Source organism: Spongiibacter thalassae (assembly GCF_012272835.1).
GTDB lineage: Bacteria > Pseudomonadota > Gammaproteobacteria > Pseudomonadales > Spongiibacteraceae > Spongiibacter > Spongiibacter thalassae.
Genome location: NZ_JAAWWK010000005.1, coordinates 290,478 through 315,380, shown reverse-complemented (window position 1 = coordinate 315,380; position 24,903 = coordinate 290,478). Strand labels below are relative to the sequence as shown.

General features: G+C 49.6%; 15 protein-coding genes and 1 pseudogene. 8 read left to right on the top strand and 8 right to left on the bottom strand.

Translation table 11 applies throughout. The annotated features are described in order from the left end of the window. The first annotated feature begins 24 nt into the window (after window positions 1-24). A complete protein-coding gene (locus HCU74_RS14750; protein ID WP_168451182.1) occupies window positions 25-5,409 on the top strand; it encodes a site-specific integrase in 5,385 nt (1,794 codons plus the stop codon). Window positions 5,410-5,443: 34 nt separating this feature from the next. On the opposite strand, the gene HCU74_RS14745 is transcribed toward HCU74_RS14750, so the two are convergent. Then, window positions 5,444-6,310, bottom strand: a complete 867-nt coding sequence (locus HCU74_RS14745) for a hypothetical protein (protein WP_168451181.1) — start codon at window positions 6,308-6,310, stop codon at window positions 5,444-5,446. Window positions 6,311-6,987: 677 nt separating this feature from the next. Between HCU74_RS14745 and HCU74_RS14740 the strand changes: the two genes are divergently transcribed. The 7 genes and pseudogenes from HCU74_RS14740 (at window position 6,988) to HCU74_RS14715 (ending at window position 13,375) form a co-directional block, all read left to right on the top strand. Further along, on the top strand, window positions 6,988-7,278 hold the full coding sequence (locus HCU74_RS14740; RefSeq protein ID WP_168451180.1) for a hypothetical protein: 291 nt from the start codon (window positions 6,988-6,990) through the stop codon (window positions 7,276-7,278). A gap of 113 nt (window positions 7,279-7,391) precedes the next feature. Continuing rightward, window positions 7,392-7,799, top strand: a complete 408-nt coding sequence (locus tag HCU74_RS14735; RefSeq protein ID WP_210425300.1) for a hypothetical protein — start codon at window positions 7,392-7,394, stop codon at window positions 7,797-7,799. Between the two features lie 493 nt (window positions 7,800-8,292). Beyond that, entirely contained in the window at window positions 8,293-8,616 is a 324-nt protein-coding gene (locus HCU74_RS19835) for a hypothetical protein (RefSeq protein WP_210425299.1), read from the top strand. 17 nt (window positions 8,617-8,633) lie between these two features. After that, complete coding sequence (locus HCU74_RS14730; RefSeq protein ID WP_210425298.1) at window positions 8,634-9,779, top strand: Mu transposase domain-containing protein; 1,146 nt, start codon at window positions 8,634-8,636, stop codon at window positions 9,777-9,779. Continuing rightward, window positions 9,776-10,525, top strand: a complete 750-nt coding sequence (istB, locus tag HCU74_RS14725; RefSeq protein WP_168451179.1) for an IS21-like element helper ATPase IstB — start codon at window positions 9,776-9,778, stop codon at window positions 10,523-10,525. The genes HCU74_RS14730 and istB overlap by 4 nt, the downstream gene beginning before the upstream one ends. Window positions 10,526-10,591: 66 nt before the next feature. Then, window positions 10,592-13,021 (top strand): annotated as a pseudogene (locus tag HCU74_RS14720) (Tn3 family transposase); the annotation flags it as partial. Window positions 13,022-13,042: 21 nt separating this feature from the next. Next, a complete protein-coding gene (locus HCU74_RS14715) occupies window positions 13,043-13,375 on the top strand; it encodes a hypothetical protein (protein WP_246864651.1) in 333 nt (110 codons plus the stop codon). A gap of 399 nt (window positions 13,376-13,774) precedes the next feature. On the opposite strand, the gene HCU74_RS14710 is transcribed toward HCU74_RS14715, so the two are convergent. The 7 genes from HCU74_RS14710 to HCU74_RS14680 form a co-directional block, all read right to left on the bottom strand. Beyond that, the gene (locus HCU74_RS14710; protein ID WP_168451178.1) at window positions 13,775-14,380 is read right to left on the bottom strand and encodes an acyltransferase; all 606 of its coding nucleotides are present in this window, start codon (window positions 14,378-14,380) and stop codon (window positions 13,775-13,777) included. A gap of 94 nt (window positions 14,381-14,474) precedes the next feature. Then, window positions 14,475-15,878 (bottom strand): NAD(P)/FAD-dependent oxidoreductase, encoded by a 1,404-nt coding sequence (locus HCU74_RS14705; RefSeq protein WP_168451177.1) that lies wholly within the window; start codon window positions 15,876-15,878, stop codon window positions 14,475-14,477. A 262-nt stretch (window positions 15,879-16,140) separates the two neighbouring features. Beyond that, window positions 16,141-17,511, bottom strand: coding sequence for a DUF1329 domain-containing protein (locus tag HCU74_RS14700; RefSeq protein WP_168451176.1), 1,371 nt, complete (start codon window positions 17,509-17,511; stop codon window positions 16,141-16,143). Window positions 17,512-17,604: 93 nt separating this feature from the next. Further along, complete coding sequence (locus tag HCU74_RS14695) at window positions 17,605-19,656, bottom strand: DUF1302 family protein (protein WP_210425297.1); 2,052 nt, start codon at window positions 19,654-19,656, stop codon at window positions 17,605-17,607. Window positions 19,657-19,695: 39 nt separating this feature from the next. Further along, window positions 19,696-20,721 (bottom strand): WD40/YVTN/BNR-like repeat-containing protein, encoded by a 1,026-nt coding sequence (locus tag HCU74_RS14690; protein WP_168451175.1) that lies wholly within the window; start codon window positions 20,719-20,721, stop codon window positions 19,696-19,698. A gap of 68 nt (window positions 20,722-20,789) precedes the next feature. Continuing rightward, window positions 20,790-22,181 (bottom strand): DUF1329 domain-containing protein, encoded by a 1,392-nt coding sequence (locus HCU74_RS14685; RefSeq protein ID WP_168451174.1) that lies wholly within the window; start codon window positions 22,179-22,181, stop codon window positions 20,790-20,792. Between the two features lie 82 nt (window positions 22,182-22,263). Continuing rightward, window positions 22,264-24,753, bottom strand: a complete 2,490-nt coding sequence (locus HCU74_RS14680) for an efflux RND transporter permease subunit (RefSeq protein ID WP_168451173.1) — start codon at window positions 24,751-24,753, stop codon at window positions 22,264-22,266. Window positions 24,754-24,903: the final 150 nt, after the last annotated feature.

Here is a 24,903-nt window from a genome sequence, read left to right as displayed (position 1 = left end):
CGGTGGAAATAAGAGCATTTAAAGGTGACGGAAGACACTCAAGATCGGCACAAGATCGATGACGCCCCAGCGACCTTCAGGCTACCGCCTCGCTATGACGGGATATCAGAGTGGGCAATCAAGGCGGGCTTTCATGATGAGCTGGAGATCGCTTATTTTTGCCTTGGCAGACCTGACGATCCTCGAGCAATACACAATTTTGCTAGCGAATTCACCCAGCCGGTCTCCGAGCAAATACTATCAGAGTGGGCAGGTAAACCGATTGTATCTCGCCTGTGGGAATTTTCTGAAACACTGAACAATACTAGCGAGTATATCCCCAAAGCTGACTCGCCAATTTCTCATAAAGGTAAATCCGCAAAAGGCACGAAGTCTGAGTTTTCCCCACTGACTTCCAGATATTACCTCCTTGCCATGATCGTGAACCCCCGCTCCCATAGCGATCAGGACAAAATTGCCGAGAGCCGCCAAAGGCTTCGACTTTGGTTAATTCTTCAGGCGGCTATTCGCGTTGCCGAGGAAGGCTGTATCTCTGATAGCAATATCAGCTGGGCGGCACGCCATATTACCTTAGACAGGATTGATCCAAAGTGGGAGACGATTGATGAATTGCTTATCCGCGCTCGGCATGAAACTCAAGGCTTTCCAAACACGTTTCAGTGGTTCAATTATGCTATAGAAAAGGCTGCATCTGGGCTTGCCGCTCACGCAGATGATTCTGACAAGCGATTCCTTGGCGCGATCTCTCCTATCGCCAGGGGTTATTGCAGCCCATTACCACTTTCTGTGGACGTCGACTCCCCAGGCATCTATCCGCAGTTAGGCTCAGTCACGACTGAAGGTCTGCCGTTAGGTCTGCTAGACCCGGAACTGCCGGCTATACAAAACCTCCCAGGTGCCGCAAACGATGACGAGGACGAACCAGACAGCACACTCGTAGAAGTTGATCCATCGAGTACGGATGAGGAGCAAGCACTTACTTCCCGGTCTGTCTTTCTCTATTCCGCGGAGGAGTCTCAATATTTGCCCTGGAGTTGGGATAAACTCCTGCCGCCAGAATTACTTCAATTTGATGCCTGGCTGGAAAATACAGTCAGCTCCAAGGAGCCAGTCCAGTCCCTTGGCGCAGCGATCGCAAAAATTGGGAGTCTCGTCGGGCGCTCGCTTTACCATGCTCAAAGGATCGAGATCGATGCGACTGTTGGGGACGACTGGCGAATTACGCCTGATTATCGTCATCTTCAGCGACAATCACCGCGTCGACATAGCCCGTGGCGCCCACAATCTCCGCAGGAACAAGCGGAGGTGCACCCATATTCGGAAATCATCTGCTTAGCGCTCCCGCACGACATTACATCTGCTTTGAGACGGGTCACCAGAAAGCACACCTCAAGCAAAGCTACTTTAGGCAGCTTATGGAATGAAGTTAACCCTGCTATCAAAATTACTACATGGTTTGATAGGGTAGCTAATGAGCAGTTTCCAAGGGTGACCAGCGGGAAACTGGCCCAAGTCGCAGCGCAGCGAGTTTTTGATAATACTGGCGACCATAATCTTGCTCGAATCGTGACTGCATTGCCTCAAAGTGGACTACCCGCGGCATGCGGTTATGCTAACTGGGATGTTAGCACCATTGCTAAAGGGCTTGATCTGCCTGTAGTAACAGACAATGTGGACTTCGCTACGCTGATGCTTGGCAGTTTGCTAGCCCCGATTGAATCAGTACTATCTCAAGGTATAGCTGAAGCAAAACTCTTGTTAGTCGGTGCACGGGATCTCGTTAGCTTTCATAATCGGTATACCCAGTATTGCTTGCTGGCGCTGTATGCGGGTACTGCTAGCCGGTACTTAAAATCACCTTTTGAATTACTCGACCACTTCAACTTTAATCATCTTTGTGCATACATTAACGATAAATCGGACGGTGCGCGTCATAATGGACGGATAGTGCCGATTCCTGAACAATTGGCCAAGCTCCTGGCTACTTACCTCGAGTATCTTTCACGACTTCAAAAGGATTTAGAAGTCCTGCGTCCAGAACTGGCCGGAAAAATACTCGCTTTGCTGGAGCGTAAGGACGGTGCGCTTCCTCTGTTTTTCTTCTTGGACGAGCAGCTTTATTGGCATCAAACATCTGACGGCGACCTGCTCGGCCTGCCCATTGTTGGCTGGTCACTTCCACCAAATCTGTTTCGGCACCGATATTCGCAGCAACTCGCCCGCGCTGGCGTGCCCTGCGGGGTTATCGATGGGTGGATGGGGCACTCCGAGCGAGGAGGCGCGGCTTATGGGGATTATTCGCCCAGGTGTTGGATCAACGATGCCGATCAGTACCGCCTAGCGTATAACGCGATTTATGATTCGCTTGGTTTCGATGTTATAAGTGCGCCGGCAGCGTTACCTAGCTACCTCGGTTCACGGGAAAAAGAGCGGAGCTATGTGGAACCGAGTATTTATGGCTTAAAAGAAAGAGCGCTACGCCGACGTCAGAATTATAGAAATGCTCGCAGAATAGCACAGCAGGAAATTAAGCTATTTATTGGGGAGCAAGAGCTTGAGGAGCTGAATCCTACAGAGATTGAAAAACTCGGGAATCGCATGTTAAAGCGAGAAAATGGACTGCCTCATCCCGATGACGGCATTCGATTTCGTGTTCTTGAGCAATTCCTGAAATCAAGAGACAGCAAGCATACTCGCTCTATTAGAAAAAAAATCCTTAAGCGGGAAGAAGAGCGAAATCTGCTTGCGGGAAGTTTGCCTGCAGATTTGGATCGTTACAGGAACGCAAAACAGTGGGCAGAACACACGACAAACACCGTTCAGAAGGGCAAAGCTAATAAAACCACGGCGTTGATTGTCGGGACGATGCTGCTATGCATCGATAAAAGGCTAAGCTACCGCGGCATGCTGCTGGATGTACTTAACGGGCGGAACTTCCGACTCATCCAACATAAGAAGAAATACTTTATTGAATACAGTGAAGAATGGGATGCAAGTGATTTTGATGCGCCGGTCCAGCGGCATGAAATTAGTTATAAAACAGCATCCCTGCTTCATTTCGGTTGTACAAATTCACGGCTAGCAGACCTAAGCTCTCTGCCAATTCCGCCGGAACTACATGCGCTAGCAACGTACATTGTGCCAGACGTAGAGAAAGATGGAATTACCGTGAAGGACATTTTGACGCGGCTTACCAAAGTCATCGGGCAAGCAAACCTTATAGAGCTTCCTGGCGTGGTGGCCGGCGCGCTCAGCGAAAGGATGCCACCGACTAGCCTAAACTGGCAAGATGTATTCAGGCTTCAACACGGGATATGCATCTCGCTGCCAAATACAGAATCAAACTCAGACGTACCTCAAGACTTCAGATTTAATCAGCGAGTACCGATTGAGAACAATGCCCTGGCCCTCCAAGACAACGCCAAGGAGCTATACAACGAAGTGACGAAAATTCTGAGTCGCTATGAGAAGAAAAATGCAAAGGAAATCGCGAAAAACATTCAAAATTCCAGCCGAGCATACAGTGGGAAGGTGAGTGCATCGATTTCAATGGTAGTCTATTGGATAAACCATGTCATTGAATCAGGGCAAGGTCGCGGCAAACACCACCGGCCTTATGCCAAAAAAACCGTGCAAAGTTACTTCAGTACTTTAAGGCTCGCGTTCCAAGGTTTAGCCTATTCCTGTGACCTCCTCTCTATGGATTCCGATGCAATTACCGATCTCTATCATGACATGATCGAGTCGCGTCGAGATAGGGAAAAGGAAGTCGGATATTTTGGCAAACGCTTAAAGGCGTTCCATCATTGGGCCGCGAAGTTTGGAGTAAGTAATCCAGACTGGTCTGAAATTGACACCGAGGATAACCACCGCACTGTAAGTCCCGGATGTATTTCTGAAAACGAGTATCTAGCTTGCCAGGAATACATCCGCAACGCTTATGGTGAAGACAGCCAATTCGCATTATTTCTGGGGTTTGTTCTTCTACTTACATTCCGGTTTGGGCTGAGAGGAAATGAAGCCTTGGGATTGCGCCGCCAGGATTGGTGTCAATGGCAAAGTTTTACTTGGGTACTTGTTAGAGATAATAGAATTCGCCAGTTGAAGCGAAAAAGCAGTCGACGCGCTGTACCGCTGCTGTTTAAGCTGATGCCGCATGAAATTGAGCTCATCGAAAAAGTGCTGGCGAATTACGACAGTATTGCCGGGACGGGGCAGAATGCACCTGTTCTTTGTGAGGTCCGTGGTGGGCGCGTTGCTCAATGGGCAGCATGCCGCGAAATCCAGGAAGCACTTACTGTTATCTTGCGAGCGGTGACTGGAAGCAAGACCTTGACCCTCCATCATTGTCGCCATGCATTCTATAATCACATAGCTCCAATACTGCTTGGATTTGAAACTTCCACAGAAAGTGAACTTTGCAAAAACATCGATACAAAAACACTATTGGGAATGGTGTTGGGAGAACATCAAAGCAGATCAGTTCGGTCATCGATAGCCTTGGCACGACTGATGGGGCACAGTGGCGCATCGCCTGGCCTCAAAAATTACAACCACCTAATGACCGAATGGGCCGATGCGCTTACGCCCGTCAAAACTGAACGAGCACTGGCTATTAATGGCATTGTTAATACGGCGGAATTTGATCGAGTTCAAATAGAGACGCCTTCTCAGGCACCCTATATTTCATTTCAAAAGCCAACACCATTACTGCTATTCAAGCTACTGAGACTCGTTGCCCAAGGGAGGTCCTACCAAAACGCCGGAAAGCTCGTTGCGCTACATCCTGATTATGTGTATTCAATCCAAGCAAATTTTGACAAAGCTAACGAGGTGATGCGATTCAAAAAACGTGGCGAGAACGCCTGGTTCAAGGGCAAGGCTTCACCTAATGCTATTTTGCACTACATCACTGATGCGGCCTGGAGTCGTTTCATCGAGCTAGCTGAAAATATTGAAGAGTTCGATAACCTATTCGCTTCAAATTATCCGAATATCGATGAGCTGCCTATGATGCTTGGAATGAACAGGCAGCTTAAAATGAGTCACGTTCGTCATTGCGAAATCGTAAAAGGCGTGTTTAAGCTGCTCGATATCGAAAGCAATCGATACGATGTCTATGTCAGAAAGGATGAACCCATAGTGACTAAGCTGCTCGTTGACCAAGGTTTTAACGTAAAGTCGATCAAAAGCGCTATTGAGTCTGGGCGGAGTGTTCAGCTTGATGTATTCGATTGTACGATAGAAGAACGTAGTGGTGGCATCTATGACTACGGAGCGATCATCCTTGGCTCATCCCCTAGTGGCGTTGTTAGAAATACATATGAATTGGCTGTGGGTTTTTTGGCGATTTCGATGATAATGGTCTGGAGTTCTGATGCGTGCAGTAAGATCGTGGCTGTCAATTGACGGTAACCATCTTGACTACACGTAGAATGTACGTTCACCCAACTATTTCTATGTCTTTGAGGATAAAGGTTGGCTTGTCTGGCCGAACCTCAAACACCTTATCGGCGACATAGCGAATTTTATTGCCAAAATGTTTAGCCTCCGTGATCTTCTTAAAAAGTGTCGTGTCCTGTACTACAAAGACTTTGGATGCCTCTAAAATTTCAGCGGAATCAAAAATAGTTAGATATGCGGTATTGCGAAACTCGCGAAATCCGTCGACTATCGCTAGTCCAGAAACTTGTTCTGCGGGGGAAAGTTCAAACTCGAACTTGTCGAACTCACCGGAAAACCCAGTAAGCTCGGTGCTGGGATCCAACGTTTCAACTCCAAAAGGATGGGTGATTTTTATACCAGACATACGCTTACGAAGCTCATCAATCTGTTCCGTAAGAAATACGACCTCCGAGGCAAGAAGCCCTGTCGACTCATCTCGGAAGAATAGGTCCGGCTGGTTTTGTTGGACTCTCGAACAAACAAATCCGGCAACATGAGATAGCTTCTCTGCTATTCCCCTCGTCTCATTAGGATCAACCAAAAATAATGCCGTTCTTTGATTTCGTCTGATCTTTGAGTTTTTTGCGGTCAAGTTTCGTACAGACACGCTGGCGTCGAGTTCTGGATAAAATCGCTCTATGAAAAGTTCACATACAGACGTCAATTGACCTGCAAATTTTCTTCGTACCTGAGAACCCACATCTTCATTATCAGTTGAAACCCAGTCGTTATTGAGATGGATAGCCAAGGAGCTTTGCGGGTAGAGGTATGTGAAAGATATCCCGAATCTTTTCAAGTCCTTCCCCAGAAGGCTTTCCGATTCGAGATCAAATTCTTCGCCAAGAGAATATTCTGTTGTTTTCATTTCCGCGCCCCATTTCCTGTGATATAGAAATATCTAATGAAAATATGTGATAAAAATTACTGCCTGTTTTACGAAATCGACCTGAAGTTGTTCAGTCGGTGCATTATTTATAACTTAATAGGACAGGAAGTATTTTTCTGCGGGAGAAAAATGCGCCGTGTAGGGCGCAAAACCTAAAGAGGCTACTTATATTCGTCTGTTCAAGTGGTAAATGTCAGGACGGCGTTGGGCTTCCTGAGCCGAAAGCTCGGCTAGCGTTCAAGGAGTGACCAAGCTGTCCAGCTAGAACACAGTTAAGGAGTGACCGAGGTGTTTATGAGAGGGAGTACCGGTAATTTTTGAATCTGGTAGATATGCGATGCATTAGATATGATCGAGTCTGATCTGCCCCCCCGTCACATTAGTGACGTGGCAATGTGGCTTGGTCACTTGCTGCCTTAAACTCTACAACTATAGAGAACTGAGATTCTGGGCTTCTACGGTAGAAAGGCGATGACGGTCCGTTCGATGTTTCTACGGTAGAAAGACTCAAATTTCCACTGGACTTGAGTAGCTGAGACCTCGGTATGTGCCAGAAAATGACCGCTTTTTGAGTTGAAACCTATCTCATGCCCTCAAATTTGACGGCCTTCTATAGTGAGTTACTTTTATATCGTTGTGAATAGAAGGAGATAGCGATGTTAGTAGAGAACTTAGTTTGGCATGTATACCGCGAGGGCATGAGGAGTGGCGTTGTTGAAATTGATCCAGGGTATATGCTCCTCGATGCTGGAGAGGCAGCGGGATACTATTACTCGGGCTGCTATCTAGCTGAATTTGATTTCGATGTTGCTAAATTGTGGTTTATGGGGCGAGCAATGAGCATCGAGCCTATCCCAATTAACAAGCCGAAGGACCTATATCTCGCACTGAATGAGTGGGCGCCGAGCTTTAGATCCTTAGATTTGGAGCAATTAGGGATATGGTAATGATGAGAATATAGGAATGCCAACGTCGGGGGGGGAGGATGACGTTGTTTGGTGGTTAGGGGTCGTTTTGGATGCCATATGTATTCGAAAATTAATGAGTAACAGAGGTCGTGATGAAAAAAAATATCCCGAAAGAAATTATCGAAATTCAATCTAGTCCAGAAGCTAGTCGTGTTGTTTTACCAGTAATATTTGATATTCTCTCGAAGTGGTCGTTCACTATCGACGATCAATTGATTATCCTGGGTTTTAAGGAAGAAAAGGTGCTGCGCGATTGCATGGAAGCTCCTGAAAAGGTCGAATTGACCATGGATTTGATTGAGAGGGTCAGTCTTATACTGGGCATATTTAGATCATTAGAAATCGTGTTGCCGGCTCCTCATATAGCGGATGCTTGGCTGAACACGCCCAACGAAAATTCAGTCTTCAAAGGGGTTCCTCCTAAATCTCATTTATTGTCTGGTTCTATCGATGATTTGGCGGCGGTGAGGGATTTTCTAAGCTACCAAGAGCATCAATAGAGGTGTATTTTTGCACTTTGGGGCTGATCTATGTGTAATAAGTGTTGAACCAGTCGGCAGAGGAACCATCAGTCGTCATTATTGTTGTTTGAGGATGAATTTTACAACTGAACTGAATTTCTACAAATCAGGTTTGATCTGGCCGCAGCTCAAAACTTACTTAAATTGCCAGATCAAAACCGGGTGCTAAATTTTAGTCCTCATCAAGGAGAGCTGAAATTTCGGCCTCGCTATATTTAGAATATTTTTTTCACGGGGTAATACATGAACATGGGGCTTTTGTTGTCAGTGAGGAAAATTATGAAGAATTTTATGGAAAATTAAAAAACAATCTGAAGGACTATATAGATAAAGAAACGTGTTCGGCGACAATTAGGATGACCTGTTAGCGACAACTATCTTGGCCGGTTGGGTATGACAATAGGCATTTGTTTTCCTTCATGGAGCACAAGTGCCTGGTCAACACATTACCCACCGACAAGAGGATCTGTATATGCAGCATCGTAAAGCCGGCGCCAGTCAGGACGTGGCCGCCGCCAAAGCAGGTATTTCCGTCCGCTCCGGGCGGCGCATAGAGCAAGCTGGGGGAGCCCGCAGTAAAATGGAGCGTGATTGGCGCACTCGTGAAGATCCGCTCGAAGCGGTGTGGAGCGCTGAGCTTGTGCCACTGCTGGAGCGAGAGCCGTCACTGACGGGAACCACCTTGCTCGACTATCTGGAAGAGCATTACCCGGAACTTATGATCAGCGCATCCTGCGTACCCTGCAGCGGCGTGTTAAACAATGGAAAGCCCTGCATGGCCCTGACCGGGAGGTGATGTTCCGGCAGCAGGCAGTGGTATCACAGCAAGGTTTCTCCGACTTCACCCACCCCGACAGCCCGATCACCATCCAGGCGCAACCCTTCGCGCATCTGCTGTATCAGTTTCGTCTGGCCTACAGTGGCTGGCGTTCGGTCACCGTGGTGCAAGGGGGTGAGAGCTATGCCGCTTTGGCCTGCGGTCTGCAACGCGCCCTGAAGCAAGCGGGTGGCAGCCCTTTGGAACACCGCACCGACAGCCTGAGCGCTGCGCGTAATAATACGCAAAATGTCTGGACAGACGACTACACCAAGTTGTGCGAGCACTACGGCATGCAGCCCACCCGCAACAATCCCGGACAATCCCATGAGAATGGTGTAGTCGAGTGCGCCAATGGCTCACTTAAGCAGCGTTTGTCCCAGCAACTGAAGCTGCGCGGCCACGCTGACTTTGATTCGGTTGAAGCCTATCAGGCATTGATCGATCAGGTGGTGGAGAAGTTGAACCGTCGGACTCGCAGTCGCTTTGCAGAAGAACAGGCCTCCCTGCAACCCCTGTCTGGCGATGAGATGGCGGATTACCGGACGTTCAACGTCAAAGTCACCCGCTCATCGACCATCGAGATCAGGCGTGTGGTCTATACCGTACCCTCACGACTGATTGGCGAGCGTGTTCAGGTGCGTTTGCACCACGATCAATTGGCGCTGTACGTTGGCCAACAACGGGCACTGACGTTGCCGCGTGTCTATCCCAAGCCGGGTGAGCAGCGGGCACGCAGCGTCAATTATCGTCACGTTATTCGCTCGCTGGCCTCAAAGCCACAGGCGTTTCGCTATTCCCAGCTGCGAGATGATTTACTGCCTGATGACAATTACCGTGAACTCTGGCATCTGGCCGACCAACACCTCGAGGCTCGTGAGGCCTGCAAGTGGATCGTGACCGTGCTGAGACTGGCGTTTGAGTACGACGATGAAGAGGGGTTAGGACAAGACTTGTTGGCGTCAGCCCGAGCGGGTCACTTCGCGTCAATTACGGACATGCAGGCGCGTTACCTGAGAGGCCAGACCATCACTTCTTCGGTGATGACCGCCCAACACCCATTGGCCAGCTACGACGAATTGCTATCTTCGATCAAAGGTGAGAGCCAACGCGAAGCCGCTATGGCGGAGGGCTGCTCATGAGCGATACCGTTGCCTTGTTACTCAAAGAGCTCAAGCTGCCCGCGTTTGTTCGTCACTACCAGTCGTTGTGGGATGTCGCGGTTGAGAAAGGCTGGTCGCACACGGACTACCTGGCCGCCCTGTGCGAATACGAACTCTCCGACCGGTATCAGAGACGAACCTACAAGTGGTTGCGTGAAGCCGGTCTGGCCGCCAATAAAACCTTTGCCACCCTGGAAAACAGCGAGCTGATCAAAGCCGAACAAACCTCGCTGGCCAAACTACAGCAGGACATCGACTGGGCACACCGCGCTGACAATGTTCTGCTCCTTGGCCCGAGCGGCACCGGCAAAACCCACATTGCCAACGCCCTGGGGCATCGCCTGGTCGAACAGGGTATTCGCTGCAAGCTGTTTCCAGCGATTGCCTTGGTTCAGCTATTGCAGCAAGCCAAGCGCGACTTGGATCTGATGACGGCGATGACCCGGCTGGATAAATATCGGGTACTCATCATCGACGATATTGGCTATGTGAAGAAAACGGATGCGGAGACGCATGTGCTCTTTGAGTTTATCGCGCACCGCTACGAAAGTGGCAGCCTCATCATTACCGCCAATCAGCCGTTCAGCGAATGGGATCAAATCTTTCCCGACAGCATCATGACGGTGGCAGCGATTGATCGGCTTATCCATCATGCGACAATTATCGAATTTGAGGGAGAGAGTTACCGGAAGCAGCAGCACGTGAAAAAGGTACAAGGCCAGTAGAAAACTGAACCACCCAACCGGCCATCATAGTTGTCGCCGACCGGACAAGATAGTTGACGCTAAACAGACCAGCTTACGTTAACACAATTGCGCGGCAGCGCGCGCAATTTCACCGGTACCGAGTTGCAGAAAGAACTTGCAGTGTATCACCACATTCAACCGCTGATGGCAGAGGTGACCGCTGTCCTCGACTCGCTTTCTCTGTCTCAAAAAAATCAGCAGCACTATGCCGAACGGATTCACTATTACGGCGCCAAAATAAAACGTCAGTCGCCTGAGAATCAGTGCCTATATCTGCTTTGCTACCTACAGTTTCGATACCAAGAGGGGCTGGAACGGATGGCCGAAGGGTTCATTCATCACGTTCGACAGGTCAAGCAACGAGCGCATCAGCTGGCGCAGGACCGAGTTTATCGGGATTGGCAAAAGGCGGCTACCAATGTGAGTAAAGCTGCGGAAATCTTGCGTCTGTTCGTTGATGATCGTATCGATCCCAATACGTCATTCCACTCTGTACAGAAACAAGCATTCCAGGTTCTCAATGCCAGTGAGCTGAGCTCCGTCTGCCGGTATCTCGGCAATCAGAAGCAGTCGGCGGATGAGGCGTTCTGGCAACACCTGGATACAGAATCTACGTTGAGAACCGGCCTGTTACGATCACTCTTTTGTTGTCTTCGCATTGATGGCACCGATAAAACACAACGGTTGGCAGCGGTCTTGAGTCAAGCTCGACAGGAGCTGGCAGCCGGCAATATGCTCGGGGATGTCAGTATTGACAGGCGTCTTCCACCCAAAGCCACGCGACCACTCTTGTTGAAATCTGACGGCGGCATAGACAAGGCTAGATATGAATGGTTCTTGTATTTGCAGATTCCCAGCCGCCTAAACGGCCAGTTAGTGCTGCCAGAAGTCATACGGTATCGTGCACTGGACGACGATCTGGTAAAACCACAGACTTGGAAAAATCAGAAGCAGGCCTTGGTCGAGGGTACGAAGCAGCCCAAAATTACTGAGGATCCAAAGCAACTGATCCCGCGCATGACGGATCAGTTGGCCACTCGGCTACACGAGGTCAGTGACTACCTGGAACGCCTGGACAACAGGGATATCATTCTGCGCCCGAAGGGCGGTAAACACCTTTGGCGTTTACCTGCTGCCGGCAAAAAACATCTGGTGAACAATCCGTTCTTCCAGCAAATGAGGGCTATCGGAGTCGCCGATGTCTTGCGCGTGGTGGATCAGGATACCGGATTTATTGACGACTTCGAGCATGTGCTGGGCATGACCTCCAAAAGCCGCCAGTATGAAGTGGACCTGTTGGCGATCCTGATCGCCAATGCCACAAACCAGGGCATCTATGGTATCGCCCAGATCTCCGACCGCACCTACGATCAGCTGAGCACGATCCAGGCGAACTACCTTCGGCTGGAAACATTAAATGCCGCAAATGACCGCATCAACAACGCCACTACGCGACTGAGCATTTTTAATCACTACAATATCCAGGATGACAACCTGCATGCCAGCGCCGATGGCCAAAAGTTCGAAGCTAAGCGCGAGACATTCCGTACCCGGTATTCCTCAAAATACTTCGGCACCAGCAAAGGGGTCTCGGCTATCAGCCTGAACGCCAATCATATGGCAATCAATGCCCGGGTGATCGGCGCTAACGAACATGAATCCCATTACATCTTTGATCTTCTGATGAACAACAGTACTGAGATCATTCCAGATACACTCTCCACGGATACCCACGGGGTAAACCATGTAAATTTTGCCTTGCTCGATCTGTTTGGATACCGGTTCGCCCCCCGATATGCCCAGGTAGGCAGGGTCATCAATGAGATGTTCGATATCTCCGAAGACGAGGATCAGCGCGTGAAACTCGCGTTGCGTAAACCGATTAACATGCAGAGCATTATGGAGTACTGGGACACCATCCAGCGAATTGCCGTCTCACTGGCTCAGCGGCAAACCACCCAAGCCACATTGGTCCGGAAACTCTCAGGCTACAAGCAAAACCACCCTCTACTGAAAGCGCTGACTGAATATAACCGACTATTGAAGGCCCAATATCTACTGGATTACATCGATGACGCCAGCCTTAGAAACCACGTGCAACGAGCCTTGAATCGGGGAGAAGCTTATCACCAGTTGCGCCGGGCAATCAGCAACGTGAACAGCGACCGGTTCCGGGGAAATAGCGACGAGGAGATACAAATCTGGAACGAAAGCGCCCGGTTGGTAGCAAATGCCATTATCTACTTCAACTCGAAAGTACTCAGCAACCTGCTGGATAGCTTCGAGGAGCAGGGCAGCGAAAAATACATGGAAACCGTAAAGGGCGCATCACCTGTCGCGTGGGAGAATATCAACTTCCGGGGTACGTATACGTTCGCGCCGACGGGAGAACTACCGAAACTGGATGAGTTAATGGCACCGATTGAGGGCTATCGGCCGAAAAGTGAAAGCCAATGCCTCCCTACAGGCCAGTAAACACGCGGGCTTCAGAGGCTTTTGCAGTATTTGGAGGCAAAATCCCTAGGCCCCCTAAATGGAAAGATAGAAGATGTCCAGGATCTGAAACGCGATTTTGAAGATGCCGTGACGAAGTATCGGGATTTCCAGCATAAAAATGAACAATTGGCGGAAAACATGGCAGTGATGACCATTCAGAAAGCAGATATCAGCAAGGAATTGGCTGTGTTATCTCAAGTATTGGAGACCACCAAAGCCGAACTAAAGACCTGCAAGGACAAGATTGCATTTCTGACTGACGAGAACAAGGTAATACTTCAGGAAAAGGCGATGATCCAAGGTCAGTTCAAGCAACTACAGGACTCGCTGTGATAGTAAGAGCTGGCTGTATTCCTGATTACGCAAATCATGCGTAATTGCGCGTAAGTTTTGATAACTTCAATAATATCAGATAGATATGCTTAAATTGGCTAAATCTGGATGTTTTACCGGCCGGATCTCAAATTATGTGGATAGAGGCCATTGGACAGAAACCTACCGTTACGATGTGGTCGAGGGATTCAAAACCGTAGGTTTTCGTTCAAATGCCCCCGCTGGTCCAGTTAGGGAAAATTCAGTGTTCACGGTAGGCAAAAATACGCAAGCGCCGAGCCTTCTGCATTTCATGTCAAAAAATTATGGATAAATGTGTACTTATTCTACTATTCAAGACTCTTCTTCATTCATACAAGCGTCAAGGAGTGGCCACGCTGATCTATCTGATTTTCCGCTTTATCGATATCGCCCACTAAGTGGTTGGTGAGCCGCCGCCACCTTTAGAGCTGGACGATGGCATTCCTTTTCAGTTAGTGGCTCGACCGCTTTCATAGAAGCCGCACTGCGCATTGCCAACGCAACGTACTCTTCTGTCCCACTGGTTTTCCAATTGACTTCCTGCTCTGTTAACGCGCGCATCACTTTTGCAGGAGAACCCGCCGCTAAACTTTGGCTGGGTAAGACAAAATCTGCCTTGACGAATGAACACGCTGCAACGATTGCACTTTCACCGATTACCGCGCCATCCATAACCACCGCATTCATGCCGACTAGGGCATTCCTTTCAATAGTACAGCCATGTAGCACAGCTCCGTGGCCGATATGACCATAATCGGCCACGGTAACAATTTTTCCCGGGAAGGAGTGAATGACACAAGTGTCCTGTACATTGGCCCCATTGCCGATTTCGATGGTACCAAAATCGCCTCGCAGACACGCCGCTGGACCGATATAACAGTGGGCACCAATAATGACATCACCAATTAAAATAGCATCCGGGTGTACAAAGCTAGTGGGATGCACCACCGGCCTGACCCCATCAATTTCATAGACACGTGACATCGACTGGCCTCCAAATCATCATTTACGGGTGGGCAGAGACAAAAAACGCCCTCAATGGGGCGCAAAAATTAAACCTGGGCGGTCAATTTAAAAACTAGGCTGACTGTTCCATTCCCTCTTTCAGCAATGCTTCCATTTTAGGGATAGCCTGCTGAATTAATTCACCCATTGCCTGTATCTGTTGGGCGACCTCGGGGTCTTCGAAGTCGAGCAGCGGACTAAACAGATCGGTTCTGGACTCATTAATCCATTTCACCACTGCGGGCTCAGTCAACCACACAGCCATATTCTTACTGTTCTGCAATGCACAGCGCAAATAGTCGATTTCCAGATAAGGCAGAGGCACTGGGTGGCATAGCTCATTCTTACGATCTTCATCTGCATTGACGTTACACTCGACATTGCCGATAAAGCCTGCACTGTATACCTGCTGACACATACGAATGGTTTGCAGGGTGATGGTATTGCCATCAAACACTTTGGTATCCGTTACTTTGGGCAGACCATCCGCTGCACAGTCCACGTAAACGGCATTGTGCGGCGCGGCTACGTTACCCTGAGACAAGGTCATTTCGCTGCTGGTTACCGCTTCCAGATATCCTTTTCTGACTATGTTTTTAACACGGCGAAGCTGCTCCAACTCAAGCTCGGTGAACGTAGCACAGCGCCAACGCGTCGGTTTATGAGCGGGATCGAGCTGCTTGATTAGCTCTCGTCCTGCCAGCCGATCATAGAAATCGCGATAGTTTTCAGCCTCCAGCGCGCATTCGAAAATGCCGATCGCATATTGGGTTACCGGGTCACTAAACTTGCGACCGGGGTCCACAGTGAAACGATCGAACATCCATGCATCCGCAGGCATAATCCAGGTGATCTGGTCGGGGTCGATGCCGTTCACCAGCAAAAACAACACAGCGTCCATACCGGTTTTACCGGAACCCACAATAACAAAGTTGTCGTAATGAGGCGCCACCCGTGGCAAATCATTGACCGCTACGGCTTTGACACCTTCCGCTACATCAAAGGTTGGCGGGCGCTGAGAAGGAACAGTCACATTGAGATACGTTGAATCGACAATTTTCTTTGCACGAAACTCGTATTCTTCCCCGCTAACAGTGTTGCGAGCCTTGCCTGTTGCCTTGTCGTACTCACACATCGGCAAAAACTGTACTCGACCTGAAGGAATAAAGCGCCGGCGCATCACGTTATCAAAGTATGCAACGACCTCGCTGCCGCTCGCGAGCTCGTAGCACCCTTTATTCAGCCCAAATTCGTCGCGGCGGTCACCACCCAGCTCTGTCGAGTTCACTCCATAGCACGTCGATGTCTGATGCAAGCGGCAGAACGGATAGACGTAGTTCCAGTGCCCCCCAGGTCGAAAATTCTTATCAACCATAATAATACTGGCATCGCTATGGCTGAGAATTTCATCGGCAAATGCCATCCCCATACCACCCGCACCAATCACGAGATAATCTGCTTCTAACACCTGGGCCATTTAATTTTCCTCAAAAACAGTTCGTTATTGTGATGTCGACACACCATTGCGACGCACAACTTTCACGTTGAAAATGTCTGCACCGCTGCAATCTGTAGTGATAGTTTGTCGCGAACCAGGCCACAATAGCTGATTACAGGTGCAACATAGCTGACGTTACGTGCAATATTTTGCCGATAGCCGCAATTTAAGCGAATCTGGCACCCATTGCACCCTTTTTGGGGCGATGGCAGGGGTGGTCGTTGTATCGCCCGCGGCTAACTCATGCCCGACCGAGCCGTTGAATAGCGGCATGGGTCAAGTATTCGTCATAAATTGAGTCGTCGTTGGCGCGGCTGTAGTGCCCCCCATTAAGTTCTCTCACCTGCTCGATACGAGTCATCCTGCCCGACTGAAACTCGTATGCGTGGAGATAGGTCCATGACCAGTAGGGATGTTGCCCATCCATGATCTTATTATCGCCGTTATCGTAAATACTGTAGCAACCGTCGAAAGAACGAAAAGGTTTACCTTTGCGATCGTAGGTGACCATCGCTACCGGCATCCCGTTGCGCACATCAAACCATACGCGTTTCTTACTGACAGGTGCTCGGGCAAATCCAACAGGCTCTGCTTCGCAGACAATGGTTTCAGGGACCATTTCAACGACACTATCGAAAAAGGTTTCGCCTTCCTGACCACCGTGAACGCTGTGCTCCCAATTTTCATGCCCGCTGTTCCACCCCCCCGACACACCGGCAAGTAGAGGCTGGCGGCCAATGACTTTATAGTTCCCCCAAGTTAAAAGGGGGTCACCCGCAGCCCAGGCGTCGGAGAGATAAAGAGCCGACCCTGGCACCAAGGGTTCAAACCGCTGATTGGTCGGAAACTGGCGAATGCGCCTGAATGTGGGGACATATCCGTACAACACGGGAAATTGGTTTTGGTCGTAGGGCCAGATGTTCAAATAGCTGGCACCGCGCTCAGACTCTGGTGACAGGTATACAACCGTATTGTAACGCAGGTTTTCTTCATGGCCTGGCCAGTAAGGATTTGGCTCAAGAGATAATCTGCCAACCGGTGACAACTCCGCCCACACCAGATCATACTCGTAATCGACGATGCCATCGCGGCTGACATCAAACTCTTTCATCGCGTATAAACTGGCATCGTGCCGCCCCCAGGAGAGGGTTAATCCGGCAAATAACTCCAGCGCATTCGTAGAACCCGGAAACGGATGGCCGCCAATCCACGGTTTGCCATCGCCATTTACTACATTACCGGTTTTGTCAAACCGCGCTTTGCCCTGATTGGACAGCGTTGCTTCCAGATATTCCCATGGGCCCAGTTTCATCCAGTCCATTGTGGTGGGCAACACTTTCAGACGCCTTCCCATGTTTTTGACATGGTGGTATTTCGCTGGCTCCAGCAAATCCTTTACCAAATCGACATTGTCAGCCGTGATATATTCGCCCGTCGAAATGCCACCCCGGCTGTACTCGTCAATGGATAAAAGATCGTCGGGATAGGCCGCTTTTATACTGCCGCTTGAAGCCAGAGTCGACCACAATGGTGCCGTCACTCCAGCCCCCACGCCGGTTAACGCATATTTCAGGAATTGTCTTCTTTTTTTATCAACTAGCCAACTGCTCATGTCGTAGTCCCCTGATGCAAAAAAGCCGGTCGCTAAAGGCGACCGGCAAAAGGGTGATCGGCAGGAATCACCCGTCCCACTGGGTTGAGCTCATTACAATTGGTAAGTGAAACGCATACCTACTTCTTCAACATGGTCTATTGCGCGAGTCAGAGTACTGGTGCCATCGCCGTGGAGATCACCAGTGACATAGTTGTAATACAGGTCAACACTCATTCCTCGACCCGGATTCCACTTGATCAGAGGTTGAGCCAACAACCCGCCTTCTACATCGTAGAGGAAGGCCCACTCGGCGATAAACTTACGGTTTGGCCATGGCTGGAAGCCAGCAAATACAAGGTAGTTTGCACTATCGATTCCTTCGGGCAATTTGGGGTCAGTGTTGCCTACGTTTCCGCCATAGCCGGAAAGATGAAGACCGACCAGATCACTTTCACTGCGATGCATAAATTGACCGACGAGATAGGCCGCTGGGAAGCTTTCAGTCCAGCGATACCATTTCTCTGCAACCAGCGTCACAATCACCTCGTCGGTTTCAATGCCATCCTGGCTCAAGTCGGGAGACGTGAAGCGACGCTCAGGCGCATACTGCACTTCCAAGTTGAGTATGATTTGATCCCAGAAGGAATTCACATCCTCTGTAGAGGTGACGTAGCCCAGCCCCAAGCCAAATACGTCTTCACGGTAGTAGTCACGCTCAACGTTACCACGGATACTGCCACCCGCACCGATGAAAAAAGTGTTCAACAATGCACTGGCTTCTTCGACATTGTTGACTGGTGATGCAAATACATCACGCAATGCGGGAAAATCTGCAATGGCTCGGTTCAACACATCCACACCATGTAAACGCACGCTAGCTGCAGTTGAGAACCATTCTTTGTCGCTGTACACACCGCCGGGACCAACAGTGAATGGCGTGTGTCCCAAGGCCTCTCCGACACTGCCATAAAGACGACAGAAGTTGTCATAGGGGTTTTGTTCGCCCTGGCACTGAGGCTTACTTAAGTAGGCCGCTTCAACTGCCGCACCGACTGATCCACCCCAAGGGCTTAGCCCCTTCTCAATGCCACTTTCTGCCCAACTAAATACACCAAGCGGGTTGTAGCGACTGACCGCCATTGCCTGCCAGCTCCAGTTGCCATAGTCGCCTTTCAAGCGAAAACCGGCATCCAACTTGTTGTCGTAACCACCGCTGTGGTAGTTATCCAATGGTTTGTAGAACTGTGAAGGCACAACGTTATACGGGGTATTGGGATTAGGTAAGATATCCGGCTGAAACTTACCTATATAGGCGTCAAAAATTACGTTTCTTGTGGCCTGCACTGTACCGCGCAAGGCTAGCTTCGGCACACGTTCGTCTTCAAATTCCTCAATCCCCCGATCGAGAATCAAGTGACGGCGCAAATCCAGACTGTTGGCAACGTCGAACGTTCGGAAAAATACCGCCTGCCCCCAGGCGATTTGTTGCAGACCAAAGCGAAGGTCATACTTTCCAGACTTGTAATTCAGAATAAAAGTCGGAAAATCTACCATATAGTCACGACCAGCAACTTCAAAAGGGTTTAGATTTTCGCCGGTACGGCTTTTCGCTTCGTAAAAATTGGTTTCGCCGGTGTCCGCATAGCGATCTCCCCCACCGGAAGCAATCCCACCTTGGTCATTGCTAAACATCCCGGCGTTGAAGCCCTCATGCACTACAGGGTCGAAAATGGCTCGCATCTTGACATTCATACGCCATTCGCGATTGAAACGCATATCCATTTCACCGCTGAAGCGCAGGTTCAACTGATTAGTTTCATAGTCTTCGAAGTAGACTCTATCATCTCTGCGAATTGTATCATTGGTTGGAATTAGACCCAGAGGGTCCGCCATCAAGGGCACTGCCCCCCAGCTACCACCACCAAGATCTGGCGGCAAGTATGCCTGTCTTTCAACAGCAACATCCTGAAAAGGAAAAGCATTTTGGTTGTACGGGTTCTGCTCATCATTGGTCTTGTAGGCAGCATCAAGACGAATCTGTCCCAGAAACGTCGTTCTATCCCACAGCTCCTGAATCCCGCTCTCAGCTTGAGCATGACTTGCCAGAAGACCTCCAAGAGACACCAGCAAAGCCGGCGCCACACGTCGATACGTCTTTTTCATGTTATTGAGTCCTCACCTATCTACCGCTTATTAACCGCGTTATTTAAATGGATTTAATGAGAGAATCCGTGCGCTGTGACCAACGGCCAGCAAATTTTCTGTGGCCAGATCACCTTTATTTTCCAGACCGGCATACCAGTTCAAGCTAATATCCAAGGCATCAAACACTTTCCAGTTTTGACCATAGTCGTCGCTAACTACGGAAATGCGCTGACCAATGGCAAAGATATTGCCGCTCTGATCACCCGTTACGGCAAACAAGCTGGATTTCGTCGGGCTATTGTGGGGAGACCAGGTACGACCTTCATCTTTCGAAACCAATACCAAACCAGACTGTCCAACAGCGAAGGCCACGTCTTCATAGAACTTGAGATCAAATAATGTGGGGGCAATGACATCACCCACTTCAGGGTGGCGATAAGTCACGCTAAAAGACTCACCGCCATCTTCAGAGGTCAGCAACGTACCGTATTCCCCACCAATGAGAATGCGGCCATCATCAAACACGCGGACGACGTAATTTGTCGGCTCATCGCGTATTACAGCGGTATCACCTTTCCCCGAGTCATAGAGTGGCGCCCAATCTGGCGTAAGCAACTGCCAACTGTTTCCGCCATCTTGCGAACGCATCAAGGTCCCAAATGCGCCGACAGCGATAGCTAATCCATCGCTATTCATATCAACGCCAAGCAGGCGAAGATCAGTATTGGTCGACAATCGCTTCCAGCCCTGCCAATTAGCATTCACGACAACCTCTCCAAGCTGTCCGACTGCCACAGCACCTTTGCTAGTCAGGGAGATATTGGTCAGCGCGAGCGTGGTATTACTTTGCTCTTTCTCCCAGGTTTCACCACCATCTGTAGTCTTCATGATCAAACCAGCCTCACCAACGGCGTAACCTACATTGCCCAACATTTCAATATCGAAAAGCCTGTCTGTTGGAGTTTGCGTCGAGACGAGTTTTGCTGACTTATCGGCAAATGCCGCTGGAATACCAAAACAACTGACTAGCAAAAATATTGACGTCAGCAGTGGCTTTTGAGCGAATGACATTATTCTCATCATGTTATTCCTATCATTACTGGAATAGCCAGCGGCCAGATTAACCGCCGACTATCTTTTTCTACTGCAACTTACGCACGACCCAGAGATTGCAAGGCCTGCTGAGTGCAGTAGGTCTCGAACAACCAATCTTCATCAATGTCAAAGCGGGATTCAGTACCGACACCTTTCTTCGCATGGTGGGTTTTTGACATGCGCTTATTTTGGTGGTCATAGATCATGACATAGGTCCAGGACCACGCCGGCGTCTTGCCATCTGCACTCATCACAACGCGATTGCCATCCTTACCACCGCCAACAAATTGACCGAAGGCCATCTCGAAGTTCGCCCACAACTTGCCTTGACGGTCGTAACGCATACAACCACAGGGCACACTGTTACGCGCATCGGCGAAAACCTGCTTCTTACTTACAGGCGAACGCGGGTATCCGACCGGTTCACATTCTGTCACGATGACATCGGGACACATTTCGTACTCGGTTTCCCAGAATTTGGGATTATTTTCCTGGGTTTTAGGCTCCCAGTTGTCATCAGTGCTACCGAAGTTACCGTTACATGCGAGCAACATAGGCTTGCGGTCAGTGATTTTGTGGTTACCCCAAGTCAGGAACGGGTCGCCAGCAGCCCATGGGTCAGTCAGGAACCAGGTAGCGCCCGGAATTAGCGGCTCGAAGCGCTGGTTTGCAGGGAACTGACGTACCCGGCGGAATTCAGGCAAATAGCCGTAGAGGTCGGGTATAACAGACTGATCGTAGGCCCAGTTACTGAGGAACGATGTGCCACGAACGTCTGCTGAGTTACTGAAGTAAACACACTGGCGACGAATTTCATTATCATAGCCACGGAAGATTTTGCGGTCGGTTCGGGCCTGCATTTGCAGCTCAACCCACTGGAAATCGTATTCGTATTCCAGGTTGCCACCTGCACCGTAATCCCACTGGCGGATGGCGTAAGTATTTGCATCGGCACGTCCCCAGCTCATGGCCATATTGGCCCAAATTTCCTTACCCGTTTTTGGACTAGTAAACGGCAATCCGCCGCCCCAAGCTTTACCACTAGAGTCGACTACATTACCTTTAGCATCAAACTTACCAGTTCGACCTTCGGCTAAATTCCGTTGCATCGCTTCGTAGTAAGAATGATTGAACAATTGACGAAGATCCGTGGTCGGCGCTCTGACCTTAATACGACGACCTTCATTTTTAATCTGGTCGTATACAGAGGGGTCCAGCAAGTGCTTGGCATGTTCAACATTGTTTGCGGTGATGTAATCGCCTACGCTGATTTTTCCTTTTGTTTGATCATCGATTGAGTAAAGCTCATCAGGATAGGCCTTGAGCAAGCTCATGTCTTTCGCCAGAACTTTCTCCAGCGGCATTAACACCCCTGCAGCCGCACCGGCAGCCATACCTTTCAACAACTGGCGTCGGCTAAAATTCATGTCATATTTACGAATGTGCATAACTACCTCCAGATTTATTCTTCAAGTTGACCGCAGTTGTTGAGCCGCCTGCGGACGGACGGATGCATTCAAGGTTGATACTTTATTGAAGCGTATTCACGTTCAGCTCACTGCCACGCAAGCTATTCGTGTTTGATTTCCCAAGGGCTTTGTCTTCGTTGAACCAAGACATGTCCAGACTCTCACCAACCATCAGGTCATTGCGCGTTACAAACCTGGGTTTCACCACATAGACGATCAGCGGCAGTACCAGCAGCGCCAGCACCATGTTGATCAACATGACAGATGACAACAGCAGCCCCATATCAGCCATGAATTTCAAATCAGACAAGAAGTACCAGGGAAGGATACCTACCAGCATAATTGAAGCTGTGAACATAATGGCTTTGCCTGTAGTCGTTAGGGCTTCAACAATTGCCTTTTCCCAACTTTCACCTTGCGCACTGTATTCCTCACAGATCCGTGACAGCAGATAAATACCGTAGTCGATACCTACTCCAACACCGAGCACTGCCACCATAACCGAGTTAATATCCAGACCAATACCCAGCAGATGCATGGCAGCAGTCAGATAGAAGTTGGCCAACACAACCGGGATTAACAAAATGATGGAAGCAACAAACGATTTGTAAGCAAACGAGGCAATAAGGAATATCGCCACACACGCCAAGCCGAGCATGATCCACTCATAGCGCTTCACCACCTGGTTCTGAGCTTCTTGCAGTGCGATAGTCCCGGAAGCCATTCGGACGTTGATAGTTTCGTGATCGTCGCCGACTTCGGCAACGGCCTCTCTGGCAACTTTCAATGCAGCGTCGATCGTCTCTTGCTTGTTGTCTCGATAGAACAGTGACACTGCACTGTGCTGAAACTGGAAGTCGGTGACATCAGCAAAGTTAAGCGGGTTCTGCCCAAAGGCCACCGCAACCCCGGCTGCATTGACCGCACGGTCTGTTGGGTCCAGTGACAACCATGCAGGATGACCGCCTGAATAGAGGCGCGAACCTTCTTCCATAAAGTCGGAAAATGTTCTGGTCGCTTTAGCCGGGCTCTCACTACTCATGACACTACGCACGATTTGCTTGGATACCTCATAAGCTTCCTTGCTACGTGCCGCGCGGGCCTGAACATTATCCGGATCTTTCGCTTCCAAAATGATTTCAAGGGAATTTACACCGGGAAAGTGGTCATTCACATCACGCGTGCCCACATTGAATTCGGAGTTATTCCACAGCAAATTACTGCCTTCAGTCGGGTTACCGATCGCCACCTGGCGTGACACAACAATGACAACCAGAGAGACGACGACGGTCACTGCAGCGGTGACACGGGTGCGCTTGACGTTACCGGTAATCAACGCACCAATAGCTTTAAGGGCCTTTTTCTGCATGCCGTGAATGCCTTTGTCATTCACATTCCCTCCGATAATCGAGTCGATGTTTTTAGGAGTAGGCATGTAGGACAACAATACTGCGATCAGCATTACACCAGTAGGAATGAGGAAGAAGGCCCAGAATCCGCAGAATAGTGCAAAGCGTTGCATGGCAGGGATTGGCGCGACACCGATACACAGTATTGCCAGGGTATCTGTAATGATGCCGAAGACACTCGGCGCCATCATCACTGCAAGCGTCGCCTCTGACGCCAAACGCCGATCTTTCAGCTCATGAAACACTTCGTAAAAGCGCTCAGTGTATTGAACACAGTGGGAAAAGGAGCGCGCGATTAGCAGCAGAGGTACCACCATCAGCAGCGGCTCGATCGGCGACTCCAGCCAACCGACCAAACCAAAACCCCAGGTAGCGGCAACAAGACTACAGATAATGGGCGTGGTGATACCGGCCAGATTCCGCATGTAAAACACCAACGCCAGCAACAGCAACCCGACGGTTACAGCGAAGATAGCGTAGGTCTGCTCCTGCAGCAGGTAGATCCATCCGGTCAAGACCGGCTGCCCAACTACACGAATGGAGTGTTCGTCATCACTTGCTGCTTCCGCCAGCTTTTGGACTTCGTTAAACACGTGGCCATAGTCCAGCAAATGCTCGTGAAAGCCAGCGCGGATCAGCGTAGCCTTTTCATTGGCCGACACCAGATAGGTACGCGCCATTGGCGAGCGCTCTACACGGCGCTGGAGATCATTCAGCTCTTCCTCGCCACGCGGGATTCTATCCCCCATAAGCGGCTGCATTTCCACACCCATCGAGGTCGCTTCAGCATAATTCGCCTTCTCTGTGGTGATGGAAATGATTCGATCGTGATCCACGCCTTCGATCAGGTCTATATCACGCGTCAGGTTCCACACCTTCTCCAGCGTGTCCTCGTTATAGATCAGCTGACCGTCTGTACGCTTCACCATGACTGTGATCGTCAGCGGGTTACCAAAGTTAGGATGATCCTTAAAGGTCTGGACAAATTGATCATCTGCTGGTAGCAGGTCGGCAAAAATAGTCCTGATATCTACCTTGGGCACACCGATCGCCATAAAGATTGTGATGAGCACGAACGCAATTGCTACATATGCGCGCTTTGCTATCACTAACTTTGCAAGTTTGAAACTTAAGTTATCCATAAAATCACTACTTCGTATATTTATTGAATCAGCCGCTTACCTGAGCACCCCGAGCAGGGCCTGACACCGGCATTACGCACATTCAAAGTGTCCCGCACTATCGAAATACAGGCCTATCTCACTGTGCAAACCGAGTGACATACCGTGCAC